The 19,491-nt window shown below is 37.9% G+C and carries 32 protein-coding genes; 30 read left to right on the top strand and 2 right to left on the bottom strand.

What is annotated here, in order from left to right; genetic code table 11:
* Window positions 1-83 precede the first annotated feature (83 nt).
* On the bottom strand, window positions 84-413 hold the full coding sequence (locus NYE22_RS21660; protein WP_017696738.1) for a helix-turn-helix transcriptional regulator: 330 nt from the start codon (window positions 411-413) through the stop codon (window positions 84-86).
* A 160-nt stretch (window positions 414-573) separates the two neighbouring features.
* On the opposite strand from NYE22_RS21660, the gene NYE22_RS21655 reads away from it, so the two are divergent.
* The 30 genes from NYE22_RS21655 (at window position 574) to NYE22_RS21510 (ending at window position 19,011) form a co-directional block, all read left to right on the top strand.
* Window positions 574-807 carry a helix-turn-helix transcriptional regulator gene (locus NYE22_RS21655; RefSeq protein ID WP_017696739.1) on the top strand — a complete coding sequence of 78 codons (234 nt, stop codon included), beginning with the start codon at window positions 574-576 and terminating at the stop codon, window positions 805-807.
* A gap of 12 nt (window positions 808-819) precedes the next feature.
* Window positions 820-1,011: a helix-turn-helix domain-containing protein gene (locus tag NYE22_RS21650; protein WP_017696740.1), complete on the top strand. Its 192-nt coding sequence runs from the start codon at window positions 820-822 to the stop codon at window positions 1,009-1,011.
* A gap of 64 nt (window positions 1,012-1,075) precedes the next feature.
* Entirely contained in the window at window positions 1,076-1,609 is a 534-nt protein-coding gene (locus NYE22_RS21645) for a helix-turn-helix transcriptional regulator (protein WP_010330168.1), read from the top strand.
* Window positions 1,599-1,859, top strand: coding sequence for a hypothetical protein (locus NYE22_RS21640; RefSeq protein ID WP_014112368.1), 261 nt, complete (start codon window positions 1,599-1,601; stop codon window positions 1,857-1,859). Before NYE22_RS21645 ends, NYE22_RS21640 begins: the two co-directional genes overlap by 11 nt.
* Window positions 1,860-2,024 carry a hypothetical protein gene (locus NYE22_RS21635; protein WP_014112369.1) on the top strand — a complete coding sequence of 55 codons (165 nt, stop codon included), beginning with the start codon at window positions 1,860-1,862 and terminating at the stop codon, window positions 2,022-2,024.
* A gap of 419 nt (window positions 2,025-2,443) precedes the next feature.
* Window positions 2,444-2,629 (top strand): hypothetical protein, encoded by a 186-nt coding sequence (locus tag NYE22_RS21630; protein ID WP_017696744.1) that lies wholly within the window; start codon window positions 2,444-2,446, stop codon window positions 2,627-2,629.
* Window positions 2,626-4,599 (top strand): hypothetical protein, encoded by a 1,974-nt coding sequence (locus NYE22_RS21625; protein WP_342412161.1) that lies wholly within the window; start codon window positions 2,626-2,628, stop codon window positions 4,597-4,599. Before NYE22_RS21630 ends, NYE22_RS21625 begins: the two co-directional genes overlap by 4 nt.
* A complete protein-coding gene (locus NYE22_RS21620) occupies window positions 4,599-4,823 on the top strand; it encodes a hypothetical protein (RefSeq protein ID WP_017696746.1) in 225 nt (74 codons plus the stop codon). Before NYE22_RS21625 ends, NYE22_RS21620 begins: the two co-directional genes overlap by 1 nt.
* Window positions 4,816-5,697 carry a RecT family recombinase gene (locus tag NYE22_RS21615; RefSeq protein WP_131226991.1) on the top strand — a complete coding sequence of 294 codons (882 nt, stop codon included), beginning with the start codon at window positions 4,816-4,818 and terminating at the stop codon, window positions 5,695-5,697. The genes NYE22_RS21620 and NYE22_RS21615 overlap by 8 nt, the downstream gene beginning before the upstream one ends.
* Window positions 5,694-6,395, top strand: a complete 702-nt coding sequence (locus NYE22_RS21610) for an MBL fold metallo-hydrolase (protein WP_342412160.1) — start codon at window positions 5,694-5,696, stop codon at window positions 6,393-6,395. Before NYE22_RS21615 ends, NYE22_RS21610 begins: the two co-directional genes overlap by 4 nt.
* A 204-nt stretch (window positions 6,396-6,599) precedes the next feature.
* Window positions 6,600-7,358, top strand: a complete 759-nt coding sequence (locus tag NYE22_RS21605; protein WP_342412159.1) for a hypothetical protein — start codon at window positions 6,600-6,602, stop codon at window positions 7,356-7,358.
* A 13-nt stretch (window positions 7,359-7,371) separates the two neighbouring features.
* The gene (locus tag NYE22_RS21600) at window positions 7,372-7,653 is read left to right on the top strand and encodes a replicative helicase loader/inhibitor (RefSeq protein WP_341030665.1); all 282 of its coding nucleotides are present in this window, start codon (window positions 7,372-7,374) and stop codon (window positions 7,651-7,653) included.
* Complete coding sequence (dnaB, locus tag NYE22_RS21595; protein ID WP_342412158.1) at window positions 7,628-8,926, top strand: replicative DNA helicase; 1,299 nt, start codon at window positions 7,628-7,630, stop codon at window positions 8,924-8,926. The genes NYE22_RS21600 and dnaB overlap by 26 nt, the downstream gene beginning before the upstream one ends.
* Window positions 8,927-8,944: 18 nt before the next feature.
* Window positions 8,945-9,139 carry a Fur-regulated basic protein FbpA gene (locus NYE22_RS21590; RefSeq protein ID WP_202658154.1) on the top strand — a complete coding sequence of 65 codons (195 nt, stop codon included), beginning with the start codon at window positions 8,945-8,947 and terminating at the stop codon, window positions 9,137-9,139.
* Window positions 9,140-9,239: 100 nt separating this feature from the next.
* Window positions 9,240-9,686: a RusA family crossover junction endodeoxyribonuclease gene (locus tag NYE22_RS21585; protein ID WP_342412157.1), complete on the top strand. Its 447-nt coding sequence runs from the start codon at window positions 9,240-9,242 to the stop codon at window positions 9,684-9,686.
* Window positions 9,668-10,363 (top strand): hypothetical protein, encoded by a 696-nt coding sequence (locus NYE22_RS21580; protein WP_342412156.1) that lies wholly within the window; start codon window positions 9,668-9,670, stop codon window positions 10,361-10,363. Before NYE22_RS21585 ends, NYE22_RS21580 begins: the two co-directional genes overlap by 19 nt.
* Window positions 10,364-10,489: 126 nt before the next feature.
* Window positions 10,490-10,672, top strand: coding sequence for a hypothetical protein (locus NYE22_RS21575; RefSeq protein WP_342412155.1), 183 nt, complete (start codon window positions 10,490-10,492; stop codon window positions 10,670-10,672).
* A 69-nt stretch (window positions 10,673-10,741) separates the two neighbouring features.
* Window positions 10,742-10,945: an XtrA/YqaO family protein gene (locus NYE22_RS21570; RefSeq protein ID WP_342412154.1), complete on the top strand. Its 204-nt coding sequence runs from the start codon at window positions 10,742-10,744 to the stop codon at window positions 10,943-10,945.
* Window positions 10,946-11,049: 104 nt separating this feature from the next.
* Window positions 11,050-11,568, top strand: coding sequence for a hypothetical protein (locus NYE22_RS21565; RefSeq protein ID WP_342412153.1), 519 nt, complete (start codon window positions 11,050-11,052; stop codon window positions 11,566-11,568).
* Window positions 11,569-11,582: 14 nt separating this feature from the next.
* Entirely contained in the window at window positions 11,583-12,122 is a 540-nt protein-coding gene (locus NYE22_RS21560; protein WP_342412152.1) for an ImmA/IrrE family metallo-endopeptidase, read from the top strand.
* 5 nt (window positions 12,123-12,127) lie between these two features.
* The gene (locus NYE22_RS21555) at window positions 12,128-13,561 is read left to right on the top strand and encodes a hypothetical protein (RefSeq protein WP_342412151.1); all 1,434 of its coding nucleotides are present in this window, start codon (window positions 12,128-12,130) and stop codon (window positions 13,559-13,561) included.
* Window positions 13,562-13,616: 55 nt separating this feature from the next.
* On the top strand, window positions 13,617-14,003 hold the full coding sequence (locus NYE22_RS21550; RefSeq protein WP_342412150.1) for an ArpU family phage packaging/lysis transcriptional regulator: 387 nt from the start codon (window positions 13,617-13,619) through the stop codon (window positions 14,001-14,003).
* A gap of 65 nt (window positions 14,004-14,068) precedes the next feature.
* The gene (locus tag NYE22_RS21545; RefSeq protein WP_342412149.1) at window positions 14,069-14,803 is read left to right on the top strand and encodes a hypothetical protein; all 735 of its coding nucleotides are present in this window, start codon (window positions 14,069-14,071) and stop codon (window positions 14,801-14,803) included.
* A gap of 491 nt (window positions 14,804-15,294) precedes the next feature.
* Window positions 15,295-15,462: a hypothetical protein gene (locus tag NYE22_RS21540; RefSeq protein ID WP_342412148.1), complete on the top strand. Its 168-nt coding sequence runs from the start codon at window positions 15,295-15,297 to the stop codon at window positions 15,460-15,462.
* A 94-nt stretch (window positions 15,463-15,556) separates the two neighbouring features.
* Window positions 15,557-15,901, top strand: a complete 345-nt coding sequence (locus NYE22_RS21535) for a structural protein (RefSeq protein WP_342412147.1) — start codon at window positions 15,557-15,559, stop codon at window positions 15,899-15,901.
* 65 nt (window positions 15,902-15,966) lie between these two features.
* Window positions 15,967-16,440, top strand: a complete 474-nt coding sequence (locus tag NYE22_RS21530; RefSeq protein ID WP_342412146.1) for a hypothetical protein — start codon at window positions 15,967-15,969, stop codon at window positions 16,438-16,440.
* A gap of 55 nt (window positions 16,441-16,495) precedes the next feature.
* A complete protein-coding gene (locus NYE22_RS21525; protein WP_019712756.1) occupies window positions 16,496-17,017 on the top strand; it encodes a ParB N-terminal domain-containing protein in 522 nt (173 codons plus the stop codon).
* A 10-nt stretch (window positions 17,018-17,027) separates the two neighbouring features.
* Complete coding sequence (locus tag NYE22_RS21520; RefSeq protein ID WP_342412145.1) at window positions 17,028-18,047, top strand: DNA cytosine methyltransferase; 1,020 nt, start codon at window positions 17,028-17,030, stop codon at window positions 18,045-18,047.
* A 78-nt stretch (window positions 18,048-18,125) separates the two neighbouring features.
* Complete coding sequence (locus NYE22_RS21515; RefSeq protein WP_174223687.1) at window positions 18,126-18,587, top strand: hypothetical protein; 462 nt, start codon at window positions 18,126-18,128, stop codon at window positions 18,585-18,587.
* 175 nt (window positions 18,588-18,762) lie between these two features.
* Window positions 18,763-19,011: a hypothetical protein gene (locus NYE22_RS21510; protein ID WP_019713103.1), complete on the top strand. Its 249-nt coding sequence runs from the start codon at window positions 18,763-18,765 to the stop codon at window positions 19,009-19,011.
* A gap of 10 nt (window positions 19,012-19,021) precedes the next feature.
* On the opposite strand, the gene NYE22_RS21505 is transcribed toward NYE22_RS21510, so the two are convergent.
* A complete protein-coding gene (locus NYE22_RS21505; protein WP_342412144.1) occupies window positions 19,022-19,411 on the bottom strand; it encodes a hypothetical protein in 390 nt (129 codons plus the stop codon).
* Window positions 19,412-19,491: the final 80 nt, after the last annotated feature.

Below are 19,491 nucleotides of genomic sequence, written 5' to 3'. Positions count from 1 at the left end.
CTTAGGTTTCTTTTTGTTAAACAAATGTTTAACAAATGTTTTACCAGAAGAAGAATTAAAGAATTAAGAATAAAGAATAGCTGCTACTGTTCATCGAACCCTTTTTTCAAAAGATAATCCAAAAGTTCTTTTGCTTGTTCTTTAGTGATTTTTCCATCACGACCAGCAATTAGGGTTTCAGGATCATTTAAAAGTTCATCTATTTGAGAGTCGTTTGAATTTCCCTTTAACAGATAGTCTGTTGTGACATCCAAGACCTCAGCTAACTTGATTATTTCTGAATCAGTAATAGGTCGAGTGCCTTTTTCTATACGGTTCATAACAGCATAATTTAGGTCTACACGGCGGGCTAGTTCCCTTTGGGACCAACCTTTTCTTTCTCTTAATAAAACTATCCGATCACCTATATTCATTGTTTTCACCACTTTCTAAGTAAGACAAATGATAACATGTTTCCATTATGGAAATAAAAAAAGTTTCTAAATTGTAAACAAAACTTATTGACATTTCTATTTTAGAACTGTATTATGTGGTTACAAAGTTTCTGAAACAGAAACGAAAGGAGTGAAAGATATGCAGAAACTCGATTTGGTTTTTATCAAGAAAAGACGAATCGAATTAAAAATTTCTCAGCGAGATCTAGCAATAAAGCTAGGATTAAAAACTGGTTCAAGTTATTTAAAGTATGAGCAGGGTGTTTATGCATTTAAAGCAGATCAATTGCCAACCTTAGCGCAACATTTAAAATGCAAAATCACAGATTTTTTTGCTGAAAACGTTTCTGATTTAGAAACGAACAGTGCTTAGGAGGATTTCATTATGAGCAACAAACCATTAAGCCCTCAGGAAGCTGCTAGTTTACTGAGGGTTCATAAAGAAACCATTTATTCCTTGGTTAGAAATAAGGAAATTCCGCATTTCAGAATTGGAAAGAAAATATTTTTCCGACCTGAAACCCTAAATGCTTGGATAAGCCAATTAGAACAGAACAGTGTTGATGATTCTGCTTAATATCTTTTAACTAAAGTTTACCAATATACGGTTAAAAATTTGGTAGAAAAAGGAGAGGTTCAAAGTGAAATTTGGTAGAGCACCGAAAGCATTAAAAAGCGCTCGTAAAGAGGCGGAACTTACACAACAGCAGTTATCTATGGACGATGAATTATTTCTTTCACGTGAATCTGTATCTCATCAGGAATGCGGCCGCCACAAAGTTCAGCCGGAGGTGGCCCAGTATTTTGCTGAGAAACATAATGATCCACGGGCTGCCCTTGAAGCTGCTTCTGATTATACAGGCTGGGGACCCTTAATCTTGGATGGGGAAACAGCGGATTTGCATAGGGTGAATCTTCTTGTTCAATCCAAGATACAAATGACAGAAGCCATGGACGCTCTACAAAATTCAGTTGAACATATTTCAGTCAATCCCAAAACATTGTCAGATACAAAAATGATTGAGAAATCGATTCAGGAATGTTTAGACGTCATAACAGCTTTAACTCAACTAATCGTTGTTCTCTGTAAGGAATACTCGATTTCATGGGTGAAGATGTGGGGCAAGCATAAAATGAAGCTTTTAACGAGGGGGTTAATCAAAGGTGCTTCTTGAGGACAAGGTTTTGAAAAAACACTTTAATTCAGCAAGGCGAGAACAAATTTTTATAGAGGAATACTCAAAGCTCTTGATCAAAGCTGTTGCTAACGGAGATATGAAAAAGGCGAATGAAACGGTTAATGAACTTCGCAAATCTGTAAAACAACTAGATCAGTACATAAAATCCAAGCGAGACTTCGATCGCATTGTTGAAGTTATTCCGTCAAAAGATTTTTTTGAAAAAAAGTTAGAGGGGATGATTTGAATGAAATTTGTATTATCTGCAAGCCGGTTAATGAAAGCTTCTGAGGTTGTGAATCATTGTCGGGAAGTAAAGAGGAATCCAGCACAGATTCTTCTGGTGAATGCCGAGGCGAAGAAGGCTATTGAAAATATAAAAAAGCAGCAAGCTCCTACACTCACTGCTTAAGGAAAATATAAAACGTTATGAAAGTATTATATCGCTCTTTATTGAGCACGGCAAGCTTGTTCTTGTCGTCAGGCCAGGGGGAGATCTTTTTTATCCATCCTAAACCCCCTTTATTTTACCACCATCCTCTCTCTGGTCTGACGATGCGCACAAGCATCAGAAAGGAGGATTTTCGGTGTTTTACCTGGTTATTCCGCCAAGGAAGTGCCCTAATTGCGGAAAGGTCGAAGAACGATCTTACAAAATTTATTGCAGCAAATGTGAACACAAAATTCCTGATAGTGTTCAGGAACTACTTCAAAAAGTGAAATAAAAAAAGCTCGCTTTGCAGAGCGAGCCGTAGAAGGTGTTACAAACTTTGGTATTGATAGTGTACTGTATCACCTTCCAAAAATCAAATCTTTGGAGGTCTTTGACAAATGAATGAAGTTTTTTACACTGAGCCGTTTAGTGATCATCGTCGCGATCAAATTAATCTTACCACTGTAGGCGGATCAATTTCCTATGATCTTAAGGGGAATCCATGTTTTCACTTCCCGACAGCTGAGGCGCGAAATGAGTATCTTTCTCGCAAGTTTAAAGAGAAAGGACGTGAAGCCAAATGAAAAAGGAAATTAAACTGCTCAAATTAGAACTGCGTAATTTTAAGGGGATTAAACATTTTACTCTTGATACTCAAGGCGAGAACGTCAAGGTCTTCGGTGATAATGCAACAGGAAAAACAACATTGTTTGATGCTTTTATTTGGCTCTTATTCGATAAGGACAGCCAAAACAAAAAAGATTTTCAGATTAAAACTCTAACAAAAGAAAACAAGCCTATTAGCGGACTGGATCATGAAGTTAGCGGCTTGTTTTTGATCGATGGAGCTGAATTGTCTCTGAAAAAGGTGTACTCCGAGAAGTGGACAAGAAAGCGGAGTAGTGCTGAAGCAGTATTCTCTGGACATACCACTGACTATTTTATTAACGAAGTGCCATCAAAGAAAAAAGAGTTTAATGATCGTGTCAGCTCAATTATTGCAGAAGACAAATTTAAACTCATTACTTCTCCATCATTCTTCAATGAGCAATTGAAATGGCAAGACAGACGGAAGATTCTACTTGAGATTAGCGGCGATGTAACAGCCGAGGAAGTATTCAGTAAAAACCCTTCTGTGGCTGCCCTGGAAAGCATCTTAAAGAAACGGTCGCTTGAAGAGCATAGAAAGGTGATCGCGGGAAAACAGCGTGAAATAAATAAACAGCTCGATGCAATACCGGTAAGAATCGATGAAGTCCAGCGCACAGTCGAAGATACATCTGGTCTAGATGAACAAGAATTACATGACGAGATAAATTTTCTTCAAAAAGAAGTTGAGTCATTGGAGGAGAAACTTCGTTCAGCTCGTAATGGTGAAGCTATTTCTGAGAAGAGGAAAGTAATTCTCCAGCTGCAGAATGATCTTCAGGAAATCAAAAATGATCATCAGGAAAAAGAATACAAAAAGATCAATGAGATTAAAGAGCAGCTATACCCTGTGAAAAGCAAGATTGATAAAATTTTAATGGAGATTAAGTCGAATCAGCGGCAGTTATCACTTGAAAAAGACAATTTGGATCGATTAAATACGGAAATCGAGTCGCTGCGCCAGAGTTGGTGCGACAAGAATGAGGAGACGTTTGATCAACATCAAACTGAATGCCCTACATGCGGCCAAGAATTACCGAAAGAAAAAATTGATCAAGCCATTGAAAAATTCAATTTTCATAAAAGCCAAGCTTTAGCTGAAATCAATGAAAAAGGCAAGTCGGTTAAAAGTCAAAAAGAAAAGTCTGAGGATGCTATTCAGGAATTAGAAGCTGCAATATCTAATTTGCAGGATGCCTATAAGAGTGAAGAAGAGACTTTATTATCACTTGAAAAAGAATTAGAGGGCGCGCAAAGCAATAGATCAGATATTTCAGCGGATCCAATTTATCAAAATAAACAAGCTGAAATTGAGGTCGTACGGAATGAAATTCAGCATTTAGAATCTTCCATAGATCAAGCCGTTCAATTGATTAAGGATGATATCAACAGTAGAAAACAAGAGATTTTGCTGCTTCAAAAAGATCAAGCGAAAATTGATCACGCAAGGCATGTTAATGATCGGGTAAGGCAGCTTGAGCAGGAACAAAAAGAGTTAGCAGAACAATATGAACAGCTACAACATCAACTCTTTTTGACTGAAGAATTTGTTCGCACTAAGGTGCATCTCCTCGAAGAGAAGATAAACAGTAAGTTTAAATATGCTCGTTTCAAGCTCTTCAAGGACCAGATCAACGGGGGACTGGAAGAGACATGTGAAACCCTTTATGAAGGTGTGCCGTATTCGTCCGGCTTAAACAATGCTGCACGTATTAACGTTGGGTTAGACATCATTAATACCCTTAATGATTACTACGGAATCACTGCTCCTATTTTCGTTGATAACTCTGAAGCGGTGACGAAATTGATCAACACAAATTCACAGATCCTCAGTCTGATTGTTTCCGAGAAAGATAAACAGCTTCGTGTTGAGTTTCAAGACGAACTCGTTCAGGAGGCAATCTAATGGGAGCCTATTACATTATCGAACATGTTGAGACCAAAACTACTAAATCGTTAATTGTTGCTGACAGCGCACAGGATGCTTACAGATGTCTTGAACGTGGCTATTATGACGAGTTTGACAGTGAAATCAAAGTTGAAACTCATGTAAGTGTCAAAGAAGCATGTACTCCAAGGGAGAAGCAACTATTATTGACTGCGCCACAAGAGGGGGATTCAAATGAATAGCCAGAATCAATTGGCAATTATTCAAAAAGATATAACCGATGATGTGAACAAAAGTTTAACCAGATTGCAGGACGATGGTTTAGTTCTGCCTTCTAACTACAACGCAAGTAATGCTTTAAAAAGTGCTTTTTTTAAACTGCAAGAAGTAAGAGATAAAAACGGAAAGCCAGCATTAGAAGTGTGTTCTAGGGAATCAATAGCTAACTCTTTGTTAGATATGGTTGTTCAAGGTTTAAGTCCAGCAAAGACACAGTGCTACTTCATAGTTTATGGAAACCAACTACAACTTAACCGTTCTTATTTTGGAACACAAGCTGTGCTTAAACGGCTGACCAATGTCAAGGATATTTGGTCAAACGTAATTTTTGATGGTGATGTATTCGATTACGAGATTGTGGGCGGGCGCGAAAAGCTACTTAAGCATGAAACCAAATTCCAGAACAGAGACAACGAAATTTTAGGGGCTTATGCAGTTATAAAAACAATAGAAGATGAAGAAATATTAACTGTTATGACGCGTAAAGAAATTGAAACTTCATGGACTCAAGCGAAAACAAAGAGCGTTCAAAACAAGTTTCCTCAGGAAATGGCCAAAAGAACTGTTATCAATCGTGCCGCAAAATCTTTTATAAACACAAGTGATGACAGCGATTTACTTGTACAGGCGATTAATAATTCAACAGAAAATGAATATGACAACGAACGTGTAGATGTAACTCCAGCCGAAGTACAGAAGCAAATTGAGGAAAACGCAAATACAGAGGTTATCGATATCGAGCCTATTCCGGATCCACAAACAGAACAGCCAGAGTCCCAACCAACAAAAAAAGATGAGAAGCCCTCAGTCTTTGAATCGGACGGACCAGATTTTTGATTGAAATTACAGCCCTGTCATCGAGTAGTAAGGGGAATTGCTATCGGGTCACCGATGGTAAGACCCCACTTCTTTTGGAATGCGGCATCAACTTTAAACAAATGCAGAAGGGGTTTCAGTATAAAATGTCTCAATTCGCTGGCTGCCTTGTTTCTCATGAGCATGGGGATCACTGCAAAGCAATTAAGGATGTTCTGAAAGCCGGCATTGATTGTTACATGTCTCCTGGGACGGCCAGAGCAATTGGCATTTCTCATCACAGAATAAAGCCTGTGCACGCTAAACAGCCGTTTAAAGTTGGTTCTTGGTCTATTATGCCCTTTGACGTGCAGCACGATGTGGCGGAGCCGTATGGCTTTCTGTTGGCTAATGAGGATGGTGACAAGCTTCTGTTTGCCACTGATACCTATTACATCAAATATAAGTTTCCAGGACTCACTCACATTATGGTGGAATGCAATTACTCGAATGAAATACTGAACGAAAACATCGAAAGCGGCCGTACACCGCCATTTATGAAAAGACGACTCTTACAGTCGCACTTCAGTTTAGAAAACGTAAAAGAGTTTTTGAAGGCAAATGACTTGAGCAGGGTTCAGGAAATTTGGCTGCTACATCTTTCTGAATCAAACAGCGACGAGGAGCTTTTTAGAGAAGACATCATGAAATTGACTGGAAAGGTTGTTTATATACCATGACTGACAATGACTTAATTGCGGTTCCGTACCCTTATTGTTATGTGTCGTTGGCCAAGACAGTGGCCCCAGATATGCGTAAGGACACTCTATTAATGTACGTTTCAACCTATTTTCGAAAATATGAACCTGATCTTACTCTTGTGACAATCAAAGGGTTAAAAGCTATCTGCAGAAAGAAATAGCGATGGAAAGGAGGCGGAGCCCTTGGCTGGATGGGTGAGACTATATAAGTCAATGGTCGATCATGAGATTTTTACAGATAATGTCGGCTTTAGGTTGTTCACTTTTTTAATTACAAAAGCTGCGTTTCAGGACGGTATGAAAATTAATGATTATGAGCTGAAAAAAGGTCAGTATATCCGCTCATATTCAAAACTATGTGATGACTTAGCGATTAAAAAGGGCAGAGGTTTAACAAAATTCACAAGAGCCGCAGTAAAGGCTGCAGCTGAAAGGCTTCAGGCAAAAGGAATGATTACTGCAGAGGAAACTGAATACGGAATGCTTTGGACCGTATTAAATTATTCGAAATTCCAAGGTGCTGCTGAAGTACCTGCATATGAAAGTAAGGCTAAAGACAAGCCAAGAGCACCTCAGCTGAAGGACGAGGGCTCGACTTCTTTCCAAAAAATCGAAGATAAATTTACTTCGAGAAAAGGCTCTATATTTTTATCTGCTATAGATACAGCGGCAATTAAAAGGGTCATAGAGGCAGAGATACCTATCGATGATGTTTTGACTTGGATAGATGAAATTTTTGATCAATATAAACCTAAATATCCAGGTGACAAGATAAATTCTTTTTCTTACTGTGAACCAATTATTCGTGATAGATGGGTTGCTAAACAAAGCGAAAAACAGCCTTCTAATGTCTCAGAATTTAGGCCGCGAGGATCGATACAAGAAAAAAGCTTTGCTGCTCTCGAGGATTATGCTAGAGAGAACGGCATTAAGGTGAATTAGGAAGGTGATTACTTTGGAAAAAGCAGAAGCAATGAAATTATTGTTGCGGCTTTCCGCAGCATATCCGCGTTTTGATTTAAGCGGCGATGTTGGGAAAGAGCGAATTGAATTGTGGATGGACCATCTTCAAAAAATGCCGTTCGAAGCCGCAAAAATAAAGATAAATGAGCATATTGCAAATAAACCATTCCCTCCAACAATTTCGGAGATTAGCGTCAAACAACCAGAGAAAAATGAATTTTTAGAGCAACAGAAAGAGTGGGAACGAAATGCAAAACATGCTAAAAAACCTTGAAGCAGAAGAGAGCCTGTTGGGCTGTATCCTTATTGAAGGCGAGCTGATTAAGGAAACCACTTTGGAACCAAAGCATTTTGCAGATGAGCGGCATAAACGGATTTTTAAGGCTATGCGTGATGTTGATTCCTCCGGACAGCCTGTTGAAATGGTGACAGTGGTTACAGAGTTAGGAGATACAGTCGAAGCGATCGGCGGCACCTCTTATCTTGTAGATCTAGCAAGTGCGGTTCCTTCCGTTATTAATTTTGAAACCTATCAAACATTAATCTATGAAGCTTTTAAACTTCGAGATATGCAAAAGACCGCGCTTGATTTTGCAAACAATCCAAGCGATGAGGGTATTTTGCAAGTCTATCAGAAGACCGTGGAGCTGCAGGAGATTGGAATTAAAAAACATCGAACCAAGATGGATGTTTTAACTGAAATATACAACGACATGTATCAAGAGAAAGGCGAAATAACAGGAGTGGAAACTGGGCTAGCTGATCTAGACGCTATGACCGGAGGTTGGCAGGATAGTGATTTAATTATCGTAGCTGCCCGGCCTTCCATGGGAAAGACAGCTTTCGCTCTAAATTTGGCGCAGAATGCGGCGCTAAAAGGTGGGGTTGTGGATGTTTTTTCTTTGGAGATGTCCGACCGTCAACTCGTGAACCGGATGCTCAGCAATTTAGGTTCAATCGAAGGTACAAAATGGAGAAACCCGCACAAGTATTTCAGTGAAAAAGATTATGAAAACGCGAATCGGGCCATCGGTGAATATGAAAAATTAGACATCTATATTCACGACAAACCGTCACAGTCAGTGGCTGATATTCGTTCTGCCATTCGGAAGACCACAAAGGACCATCCGGATCAAAAGCATTTGGTTGTGATTGATTATCTTCAATTAATCCGACCTATTGGAAAATTTGAAACGAAAAACTTAGAGGTCGCAAGCATAACAGGCGAATTGAAGAACATAGCCCGGACCTTCAATGTTCCAATCATTCTACTTTCTCAACTTTCTCGTGGTGTTGAGCAACGGCAAGATAAGCGGCCGATGATGTCTGATCTTCGAGATTCAGGCAGCATTGAGCAAGATGCCGATATCGTTAGTTTTCTCTATAGGGATGACTATTACGATAAGCAAAGCAACCTAAAAAACATAGTGGAAATCATATTTGCAAAACAAAGAAACGGCTCGGTTGGCACTGTCATGGCTGCCTTTATTAAAGAGTACGGCCGATTCTTAAACCTTGATAGACAAATGGAAGCGAAGCTCGCTTAAAAGAAAGGAGCACATATTATGCCTTCAGATATAACACAGACTGCCACAGACGAGCGGCGGGAATTTTTAACGAATGAGCTTATCAAGTATGGCCAGTATGAATCGGAGGACGGGCAACAGCTGTATGAACTGCCTTTGCCGGAACTGGAGCGGCTACATATTAACGTTAAATGTAAGTTTGGCCGTGAAATGTCCTTCGAGGAGGGAGATTGATGCTCGGCACGCTCCGCTCCTTAACATTCATAATCATGAACGCGGATTTAATAATGACTGAAATAGAGCAGCTGGAAGCAGCTGACGGGAGGTAACAGCATTGATTAGTTTTACAATTTACGGTGAGCCAGTAGCCCAAGGGAGACCGAGAGCCACCACGGTTAATGGGATGACCAGGCTATATGATCCAAAAAAATCAAGAGACTTTAAGCAATATGTAAAGCTGGCTGCTTCAGATTATCGCCCATCTAAATTGCTAGAAGGACCACTTGAATTGTCAGTAAGGGTTTATAAATCCACTTTGAAAAGCTTCAGTAAGAAAAAAGTTGCAGAAGCAGAACAAGGGTTGTTGAGGCCAAGCAAAAAGCCAGATGTTGATAACTATATAAAAGGTATTAAGGACGGACTAAATAAAGTCATCTGGTATGATGACAGCCAAATTGTAGACCTTCATGTCAGTAAGTATTATAGCCAAAATCCAAGAATCGAAATACAGGTAAAGCCATTATCACAAGAGGAGGAGCAGTTATGTCTTTCATTAATCTAAAATCTCTCGTTAAAAAGGTGAATATGAAGCCAAAAGGTATTACTGAAATCGTTTTGGAGGTCAGCACAAAAGAATTAGGTGGATCTAGGATATCACGTCTTTCTGAAATGATTGATAAAGAAGTACAAGCTCAGCTGGAATCAGAAACAGTTCAATATGTCTTAGAAATAAATGCGAAAACTGAGAAACCAATTACAAATTACACGGTTGATCGAAGAGGAATTGTTAATGTTGCGGATCCTGAACCGGAACAACTCGAGGCAGAGTTGGGGCTTTCAGAAGAAAAACCAAGAATTGAAGAAAAACCAATGGAGATAGATCGGGAAATTGTTGATACTTTCATCACTGAAGGTACGCCTCCAGTTCGTGATGGTTTTCCTGAAAATATTGATGAAATTGCAAAACGCCGTATTGAAGGGGAATCATACCGCAGGCTTGCAGATGAGCTTGGAATGTCTCCAAGTGCCACTATAGACCTCATTAATGAGTACAGAAAAGAAATTGCTCCAATTGCTGAAGCTTGGTGGGATTGGAAACAAGATCAAGCTGCAGAAGCGGAACCTTTGGAAAAAGAAGCGCCCCCTGTTCCTATAGATCAAAACAATGAAACTGATCCGTCCTCCTCAGATGAAAAAGAAGAAGACAACCAGAATGAGGGCGAACACGGAGCGGCTTAATGGTTAAAAGGCAGCGGCGTTGGTACTTGCTGTTTCGCATGGAGGATGGACGAGCTGTCCACCTCTATGAGCCTTTGAGAAAATACGAGCTGCTCCAGCGGCTTAAAATTGGATGGAGGGTTATTGGTGGCCTCAAGGAGAGAGTATCTTATAAAACGTCTTACGGAAGATTTCAGGATGGTTCCAGGACACGGACCTGACTTTTCCCAGATGACAGATGAAGAACTTGAAAAGCAATTGAGATTTTTAGAATCTGCTTTTGAGATGGCTTGGGAAGAAGAAGAGAGCGAGGAGGAAGAAGATATATAAAAAACCGCAGCACAAGGCCCCGGTTTAGTTAATCTCGACAATTAATTATAACACGGGGAGTGCTGAAAAATGAACCGGCCTATTGAACTTGAAAACTTACACCAACTTTCCGTTGGAGACTTGATTGAACGAAACAAAATAAAGCTAGTTATTCTTGACGGTAAGGATGGCTGCGCATATTTAGCAGATACACCTGAGTACGGCATTACAAACGTGCATACCAGAGACAATGAATATACAAGAATCCATTTTGACTATGGATATAAGCCGTGAAAATGTTATTTATTCTTAAAGGAACTTTTTTTGTGAATTTTTAGGATGGGTAATTGACTTTCCAGAATGTAAAGGTATTCTTTATTCATGGAGGAGATGTTAACTTGCCTAGAAGTAATGATATTATTTATCTAAAAGAACTTTACCAAGACTTTAACGAATGGTTAAAGTTTTCAGAAGCAAAAAATGCTGGATTATTAACTTTTAATGGAGCTTTATTATTTGGTGCGACAGAATATGTTCAACAATTACATGGAAAGATGTCTTTAGGGTTAAAAACTTGTTTAATAATACTAATAATAAACCTATTAATAAATCTTTACTCATTTATACCCTCTAAAGGCGTAAAATTTAAAAACAATTGTAATTGCATGAATCAGAATCATCTTAATAACTTATTGTTTTATAAGAATGTAGAAAATCTAAATCAACAGTCTCTTATTAAAGGCCTAAATGAAAGATACGGTTTGGATATTTCCTATAATGATAACTATTCATATGACTTAGCAACACAAGTTATTTCTATTGGGGCTCTTATAAGAAGGAAAAATAAATTTTTTAGCGTTAGTAGCTTGATAACAATTTTAATTGTCCTCTTATATATTGTATTAGAGCTTATTTGACTTTTTAAAAGTAGGTGTGGAATTTGAACGCAACAAAAAGAAGGGCAATAAATGATATTGCAACTTCAATCATGGATGCATTAAATTTGGAAATACCAGTGGAAATTGAAAGAGTTCCTCAAATGTTAGGAGGTAGATTGACTTATCAGGATTTTGATGATGATAGGTTAGAGGCAATGATTTATAAGGTAGAAGAGAGTTTTACAATTCAAATATCTCCTAAAAGTTCTTTAAATAGAAGGAGATTTTCAATTGCACACGAACTTGGACATCTGTTTTTGCATATGGGATATTTAATTGATGATGAACTTTGGGAGTCAGTTGGTGATTACAGAGACTCTGTGTATTATAGACTTGGACATAGTGCAGAAGAATATGAAGCTAATGAATTTGCTGCTGCAATTCTGATGCCAGAACAGAAGTTTTTAGAAGTAGCTCGTGCTAATTTAGAGGATGGGCTATTCAATATTACAAATATAGCTCAGGCTTTTGATGTTTCAGAAGAAGCTGCAACAAATAGAGGGCGATGGTTAGGCATTTTTAGCTGGGGGTGATATGAATGGAAATTCAATCAATTAGAGAATTACATGAAAAGATTAGAGCAAGTTTTCAGGATTTAGTGCCAAATTTAGTTAAAGTAAAAGATCTCGATAATAGTGAATATAACGGTGTTTACCTATTCTTTTCTTTTGACCTAGTCAATTCAACCATTTTTAAATCTTCGAATATTTGGCAAGAGGTATTCAAAAGGTTTTATGAACTTATTGAAACTATGCTGAAAAAAGAATTTAAAGAAATTAGACTTTGGAAATATATTGGAGATGAAGTGTTATTATTTCTTAAGGTCACAAATTTTGACCAACTGTATAAATGTGCACCTGTTTGTAGCAAGGTTGTAAGAGAAGTAATTCAACAATTATACAAGGACTATCCAGACTCTAAAAAAATAATATTTATAAAAAGTACTATTTGGATGGCAGATGTTACTTTTCAAAATCCTAAAGTGCCAACAGGAGTTAGTCCTGTTGAAGAGAAAGCGAAAAATATTGTTTTTTTTGTAGGGAATAGTCCTAGCTGGATGGATGGACTTCAGGTTGATTTTTTAGGGCCAGATATTGATTTGGGATTCAGACTCTCTAAATTCGCTCAAAAATCAAAAGTCCTCATTAGTGCAAACCTAGCTTACATACTAAATAGAAAAAAAGGAGACATTGAATCTTACGAAAGAGAAGACAGAATGGTAATTGATGACTCGTATAAGATAATATCTTATGAAATTTTAAAAGGGATTTGGAATAATCGACGTTACCCAATTATATGGTATGGTGATAGTTGGAGTAAAGAAGAGTATGATTATGACGAACATATTGAATCTCCTTTAGTCATGAATGTGGTAAACAATAAATATCAAGATATAAATAAAATCGGGAAAATAATATCTGATTTAAACAAAACAAAAGAACTAGAAGATATAATGCAAGACATTGAAAATAGTAAAGCAGAGGAAAGAAATCGAGAAGTAACCTATAATGTACCGGAAGAAAGATTAGCTGAAATCCATTGTGCAGTGGTCTGCTTAGATAATAAAAATCGAGTATTACTTGCCAGACGTTCTGAAAAAAAGAAACGGCTAGCTAATCTATGGGAATTTGGCTGTGGCCAGCTAACTATAAATCAATCTATAAAAAAATGTTTAGAAGAGAATTATAAAAAAGACTTTAATGCAGATCTAGATTTTATTGAAAAGGATCCTTTACCAGTTAAGACGTATAATGTATTTATAGATGAAGAAGACAGAGTTGTGCCTGGAATTTTATTTGTTGCTGAAATACTGAATGTGGATAATCTTACTCTTAATGAGAAAAATCATTCGGAAATACGGTGGGTGGAAAAAGATAAAATAAGTGGGATAGACCCAGAAGATTGTGTTCCTGATTTTCATGATACAATCGAAAAGGCATTTAGAATATATAATTTATATAAAAATAAATGATCATGGACATTTGATAATCATCAAGTGTCTATTTTATTTATAAAGGAGAGTATCTATGCAAGTAATTAGACAATTGACATTCCTGCCAGAATTAAACGAAAAGGAAGTGCGAAACATTGTCATTAAAGAACTGAAAACTTATAGATCACTAAAAATTCAAGCGGAGAATAGGAGAGAGCAAAAGGAAAAGGGAGTCATTGGGTTATTCCCGCAGCTGCGGAAAAGCTCCGAATATAATGAGCTGAAGGTCAAGCAGATGGATAGAGCGCTAAAGCACTGCCTTGATCAAGATGAATACAGCATCATAGAAAAAAAATATTTGTCTCCAGAAAAAATAAAGGATCTTGAAATCATGATTGAACTGGGCCTCAAAAGAGATAAGTTCTATCAGGTGAAAAGACAGGCTATATACAACATCGCGACAGCGCTCGGAATAATCTGAGGGCTGTTTTTATTAACCAGTTAAGCATAAAACAGGTTATAATATTTAGATCAGGGGGGAGATAAATGGAAACAACAGTACCAACTTTATTATTTAAATTTATTGACAAAGAAAATTTATCGGATTTCATAAATGATGGAAACTTATTTTTTAAGAATACTGGATATTTTATTGATCTGGAGGAAAAATACGGAGATACAATATTTGGCGATAAATATGAGGGAACACATTTTTTACATTTCGACCCTAAGAGGCACAGTTTATTTATTGAATACGAAGGAAAAAGAATACCAATAGAGTTTGAAAGTGGTTATTCAACTAAAAAATATGAATCAGTTAAAGACTTTCAATTAACCTGTTTTGTTGCTCCTGATTTGGAAGATTTTATAAGTGAAGATAATAAAACATTTTTCTTCAAAAATAGTGTTATTGAAGAGCTTAAAAGAGAATTTAAGGATCGTGCGGTTATAATCATTCATAATCCTGAGGGTTTTATTGGAGCATTAAAAGAAAGTGCACAAAAAATTAACTTAGGTTTTAAGTATGGAAAGGTTAATTACTTTGATCCACGTAGTGAGACACCACTAGATTATAAAGAATTTGAAAAAGACATAGCTAAAGCCTTTTTTAATAAACGTAAAACATATCAATATCAAAGAGAATTTAGAATTGTCACTCAGCAACCAATTAAAAAAGATTATATCAAAATTCACATAAGAAACATTAAAGACTATGTTACTTTAATAAATGACATAGATGCTTTAAAAACCGATTTTTCTATGATAATAGACACTCTATAAAGAGTGTTTTTTTATTGCTGTAAAAACAGATAAAATGCCGACAAAAACCCGACAAAATGGGGGATAAAATGGGTACTTTTTTCAATCGCGTTTTGTCATACGATAGAAACAAGAAAACGAACGTGAATAACAGTCCAAAAAGGAGATACCTACGGACGCTGATCTTTTGTACATGGGAATTTGTACAGCTGATTAGTGGCCGTTTTTTTTATGGCCATACCAGGAGACGCACCTTTCCTTTATCAAGTGTGCACTCGGATGTATCGAATGACTATGAAGGTCGTTAGCTTCACAGGAGGAGCGGCTGGAGTCTATGCAGTATTGCGCGCGATAGTCACGGGGAACGCAAGCGGTGAGATCCCGATTGCAAGGAAAGTCTTTAAACCGGCTCTCCATTTTCTTTGCTTACCTCCTGGGGGAAATCGGCGGGCTACAAATAAATCAAAGCGAATAGCGTAAGGCGGTGCTTATTCGGCAAGGAGTAATGAAAAATGAAGATGAGAGACGTTTTATCTGCTGACACGAAACAGCAGCTTAAAAAAGTGTTAAGTCCCCCAACAAAGGCAAATGAACCTTTGACGAGAAGGGATTGGGAAGAAATCATGGGAACAAGACGTGACACCTTCAGACGTGTAGGCGGCCGGATCCGGAGAAAGTGAAATGATGGGAACAGCCGTCATATATCGGGAGTATGGCTGCCGGTGCTTTGGAGAGGGATAGGAGCACAAAAACAAAATAAGGGAGGAAATCGGAATGGCTTCATTAAAGGGAGTTAGCGCCAATCCAACAAAACAGAATCATATTTTAGGAGAGGATAAGGTCGTTAAGGTCGCAGTCAAAAATGACAATGACTATATGGCAGGTCCTAACCTTATTCCTCAGCGGAAAGAGAGCGGGAAGTGGAAGACTCTTAACTCGAATTCTCCAAACCCACTTAAGCCCGATGAGAAGGATTATGATGATTGGGGCATCAAGGAGATGTTCGATAACAAAAAAGGAACATATCGCTTTAAAGTTGAAGTTGAGCGCTATAATTCCAAAGGAGATCCCGTCAAAACAGAAGGAACATTCTATACTGACGAATTTTATATTAAGTAAGTGCTACATCTTTAGTTCCTAAATTTTGAAAAATCACCTCCGATATAGACTAGGAGGTGATTTTTATGAGTAAAAGTAAAGAAATAAAAGAGTTTGGTGAGATTAAGAGCGTCCTCGTATATTTAGAAGAAGTTAAAAAGGGAGTACATAACAAAAGCTTATCCGAACAAATTGAATTCAAAAAAGAAATCAAAAAGCGGCATGATAAGAAGCAAATACAAGTGTTCTTGGGAAAGCTTGAAGACAAGATTGAAATTAAAAAAGCCACAAGTCATTTAGTTACTGCATTCTTTGCAATTGTATCTTTAGTAATAGGAGGTACAATGAGTTTCCTTCTAGGTATTATAAAAGAGAATGGTTTTGATTTAGAAGTAGCTTCTTTTGTGATTCTCTATATCTGTTTTATTGCTGGAACAGCATGGTTTATTCTATCAAGAGTAGAGTTTGCAGGGTTTGGGAAATTAAGCGGTTATAAAAGATTATTACAAGAGTGTTTAGATGAAATGCCAGATAAAAGACATTTTAGAAGAAGAGTATAAACAAGCACCAGACACCTTAATGAATAAGGTGTTTTTTTATTGGAGGCGAAACATCATGGATATTAGAACTATACCAGTAGAAAAGATTAACCCCGCTCCCTACAATCCCCGGATTGATCTTCAGCCAGGTGATCCCGATTATGAAAGAATAAAAGCATCTATTGAACGGTTCGGAAATGTCGAGCCGCTTGTTTGGAACGAAAGAACAGGAAACCTTGTAGGTGGCCATCAGAGGTTCAAAATACATATGGAGAATAACCCTGCAGAGCTTACTGTTTCGGTGGTAAATCTCGATGATAACGAGGAAAAAGCCTTAAATATTGCACTAAACAAAACAGGCGGCGATTGGGATGAGTACAAGCTCGAACAAGTTTTAAGAGAGTTGGAAGAAAATAATTTTGACCTGTCCTTCACTGGCTTTTCTGAAGGCGAACTAGAAAGTATTTTAGAAGATCTGACAGAACATGCAGGGAACGGCGGGAAAGTTACCGATAATCATGAGATTGATCTTGATGATTACGAGGAGGACCAATTTGAACATACCTGTCCTAAATGTGGGTTCTCTTTCAATGAGTAGGTGAGCAACAATGAACAGTTATAGATGGTATCTGTCTGATCTGAAAAATGTTGAGCAGAACGGATTGAAGGTTTTTAGTACGTTTTCATGTGGCGGAGGTTCCTCCATGGGTTATAAGCTTGCTGGATATAACCTTCTCGGAAACTGTGAAATTGATCCGCAAATGATGAAAATCTATAGGAAGAATCACAATCCTAAATACTCGTTTTTAATGGATATCAGGAAATTCAACAAATTGGACGATCTGCCGGAGGAATTATTCGATTTGGATATTTTCGATGGATCCCCTCCATGCAGCGTATTTTCAATGGCAGGTGATCGTGAGGATGCTTGGGGGAAGGAAAAAGCTTTCAGAGAAGGACAGGTCAAGCAGTCGCTTGATGATTTGTTCTTCGATTACCTGGATGCAGTTGAAAGACTGAAACCAAAAACTTTTGTAGCCGAGAATGTGAAAGGCATGATCATTGGCAAAGCGAAAGGATATGTGAAGCTTGTTATAGAAAGAGCGAAAGAAATCGGATATGACGTTCAGGTGTTTTTGTTGAATGCTGCCACAATGGGAGTCCCGCAAAGAAGAGAGCGGGTCTTTTTTATTGGTCGGAGAAAAGATCTGAACCTGCCTCAGTTAAAGCTCTCATTTAAAGAGCGGCCTATCCCTTATAAAGAGTTTAGGAGCGGGCGTGGATCCAGATTGAAAGAGGCATCAAAATTGTATAGGAGATGGGTGAAGAGAAGGCCGTCAGATAGCAACATAGGTGACATAACGAAAAGGACAGAAGGGAAAGAATCTAATTTCAATACGATTTTAGTGAAAAACAGTCTTGTGCCGCCTACTCTTGCAAGCGGTTCTGTCTTTGTACGATATGACGAGCCTTATTACATCTCTGAACGAGACATTATTTTGATGCAATCATTTCCTCTCGATTATGATTTTATGGACGCTTCAGTGCAGTATGTTTGTGGTATGAGTGTGCCGCCTTTAATGATGAAGGGGATAGCGGAGCAGATTCACAAACAATGGTTTTCATAGTATCCAATCTTTAGTGGAAATTTGTCAATTAAAGTATTACAGTGAAATTAAACAAATTATATTAAGGGAGTAAATATCATGGAAACTGAAAAAAATAGTACAAAAAATGTTGTGAAATTTGCAACAGCTGCTATGGCTAGCGTCATGTTCCCGGTGGGACCTACGCTTGAAATAATTAAGTATTTTGATGAGCGGGCAGAGAAGATAAGCGATAAATCAAAAAATTTAAATGAACTAGAAGAACAAGTATTGCGGAAGGAGCTTGCTAATAGAATATCAGAGGCAGAGGCTAAAGCCTTTCAAGAACTCGCTATAGCCAATAGGATTGCACAAGCTCATGAAGTAGAAATTGAGGAGTATTATGATACGCAAGGTGATGGGGCTGCAGGAGTTCAATATAAGGAATCAAATCTGAACATAGGGGCCTCTGGTTCTGGTCGTAAAATTAGCAAACGAGTGTATCGATTTAAAGGTTTCCAAGAGTCTGAACTACAATCAGATGAATTGCAATCAGAAGAGAAGCAACAAACAGAGGAATAGTTAGAACAAACCGTCTTTATCAATAAGGCGGTTTTTTAATGAGAAAAGAGGGTGCGCTAACACCCTCCCTTTCTAAACAGAGAGAATCTCCCTGTCAAAGAGCGTGATCAAGACGCGGCCGCGTTGTGGGAAAACATCACGCTCTCATCTCATATTGTAATGGAGGACAGGGAGGATGGCAATAGAAAATAGAAACATATGTTCCCTTTCTGATGATGAAAAAGAGAATCTCCTTCTCCTGCATAGTGCCGAGTTGTTAGAGAACATCAGTCAATCAAAAGAGAAATACCGAAAAATCATTCAGGCAGGTATCGCCCAGTGGGTCAAAGATTTTCAAAGTGGCCATATTAAGGTGAACACTGTGGACGACTTAAAAAAACTCATAGAGCTTGACATAGAGCTTCAGAAAGATGAAGAAATTTAACTTGTGATTTTTATTTGTCGAATATAGTAGCTGTTACAGTAGTTCCTGCTGGACTATAAGGGACCACATAAGTTTCCAGACGATATTGTACTCCTTTACTGAGGAAAACATCAGTTGCCTTATAGTTTGGATCACTTATGGACCAATCAACAAGAGGAGGCTCTCCAGTTATTTTGGTTGTTGTGAGCTTACATTCAGCCGCAAGATATAGACTAGGGGTAGGGGCTTGGTTGTGAACACATTTAATCCGCATGTACTTACCATTCCCTGTGAAAGTTGTAGAGTGGAATTGTCCATCTCGTACTGCTGTAACACTGGCAAGGGTTGCAGCTTCAGCTGTGGAAGATAAAAGACCTAACGATAACATAAGTAGGATCACTAAAGAAAAAATCTTTTTCAATGAATTTCATCTCCTTAAATTGTAATTTTGTTTACAATAAATGTTATTCGTCAAGAAAATACAAAAATCCTTTTTTATCT

The sequence above is a fragment of the Bacillus sp. FSL K6-1560 genome, assembly GCF_038592935.1.
GTDB lineage: Bacteria > Bacillota > Bacilli > Bacillales > Bacillaceae > Bacillus > Bacillus subtilis.
The sequence above is the reverse complement of the archived record's forward strand: the minus strand, read 5'-3'. Positions and strand labels throughout refer to the sequence as shown.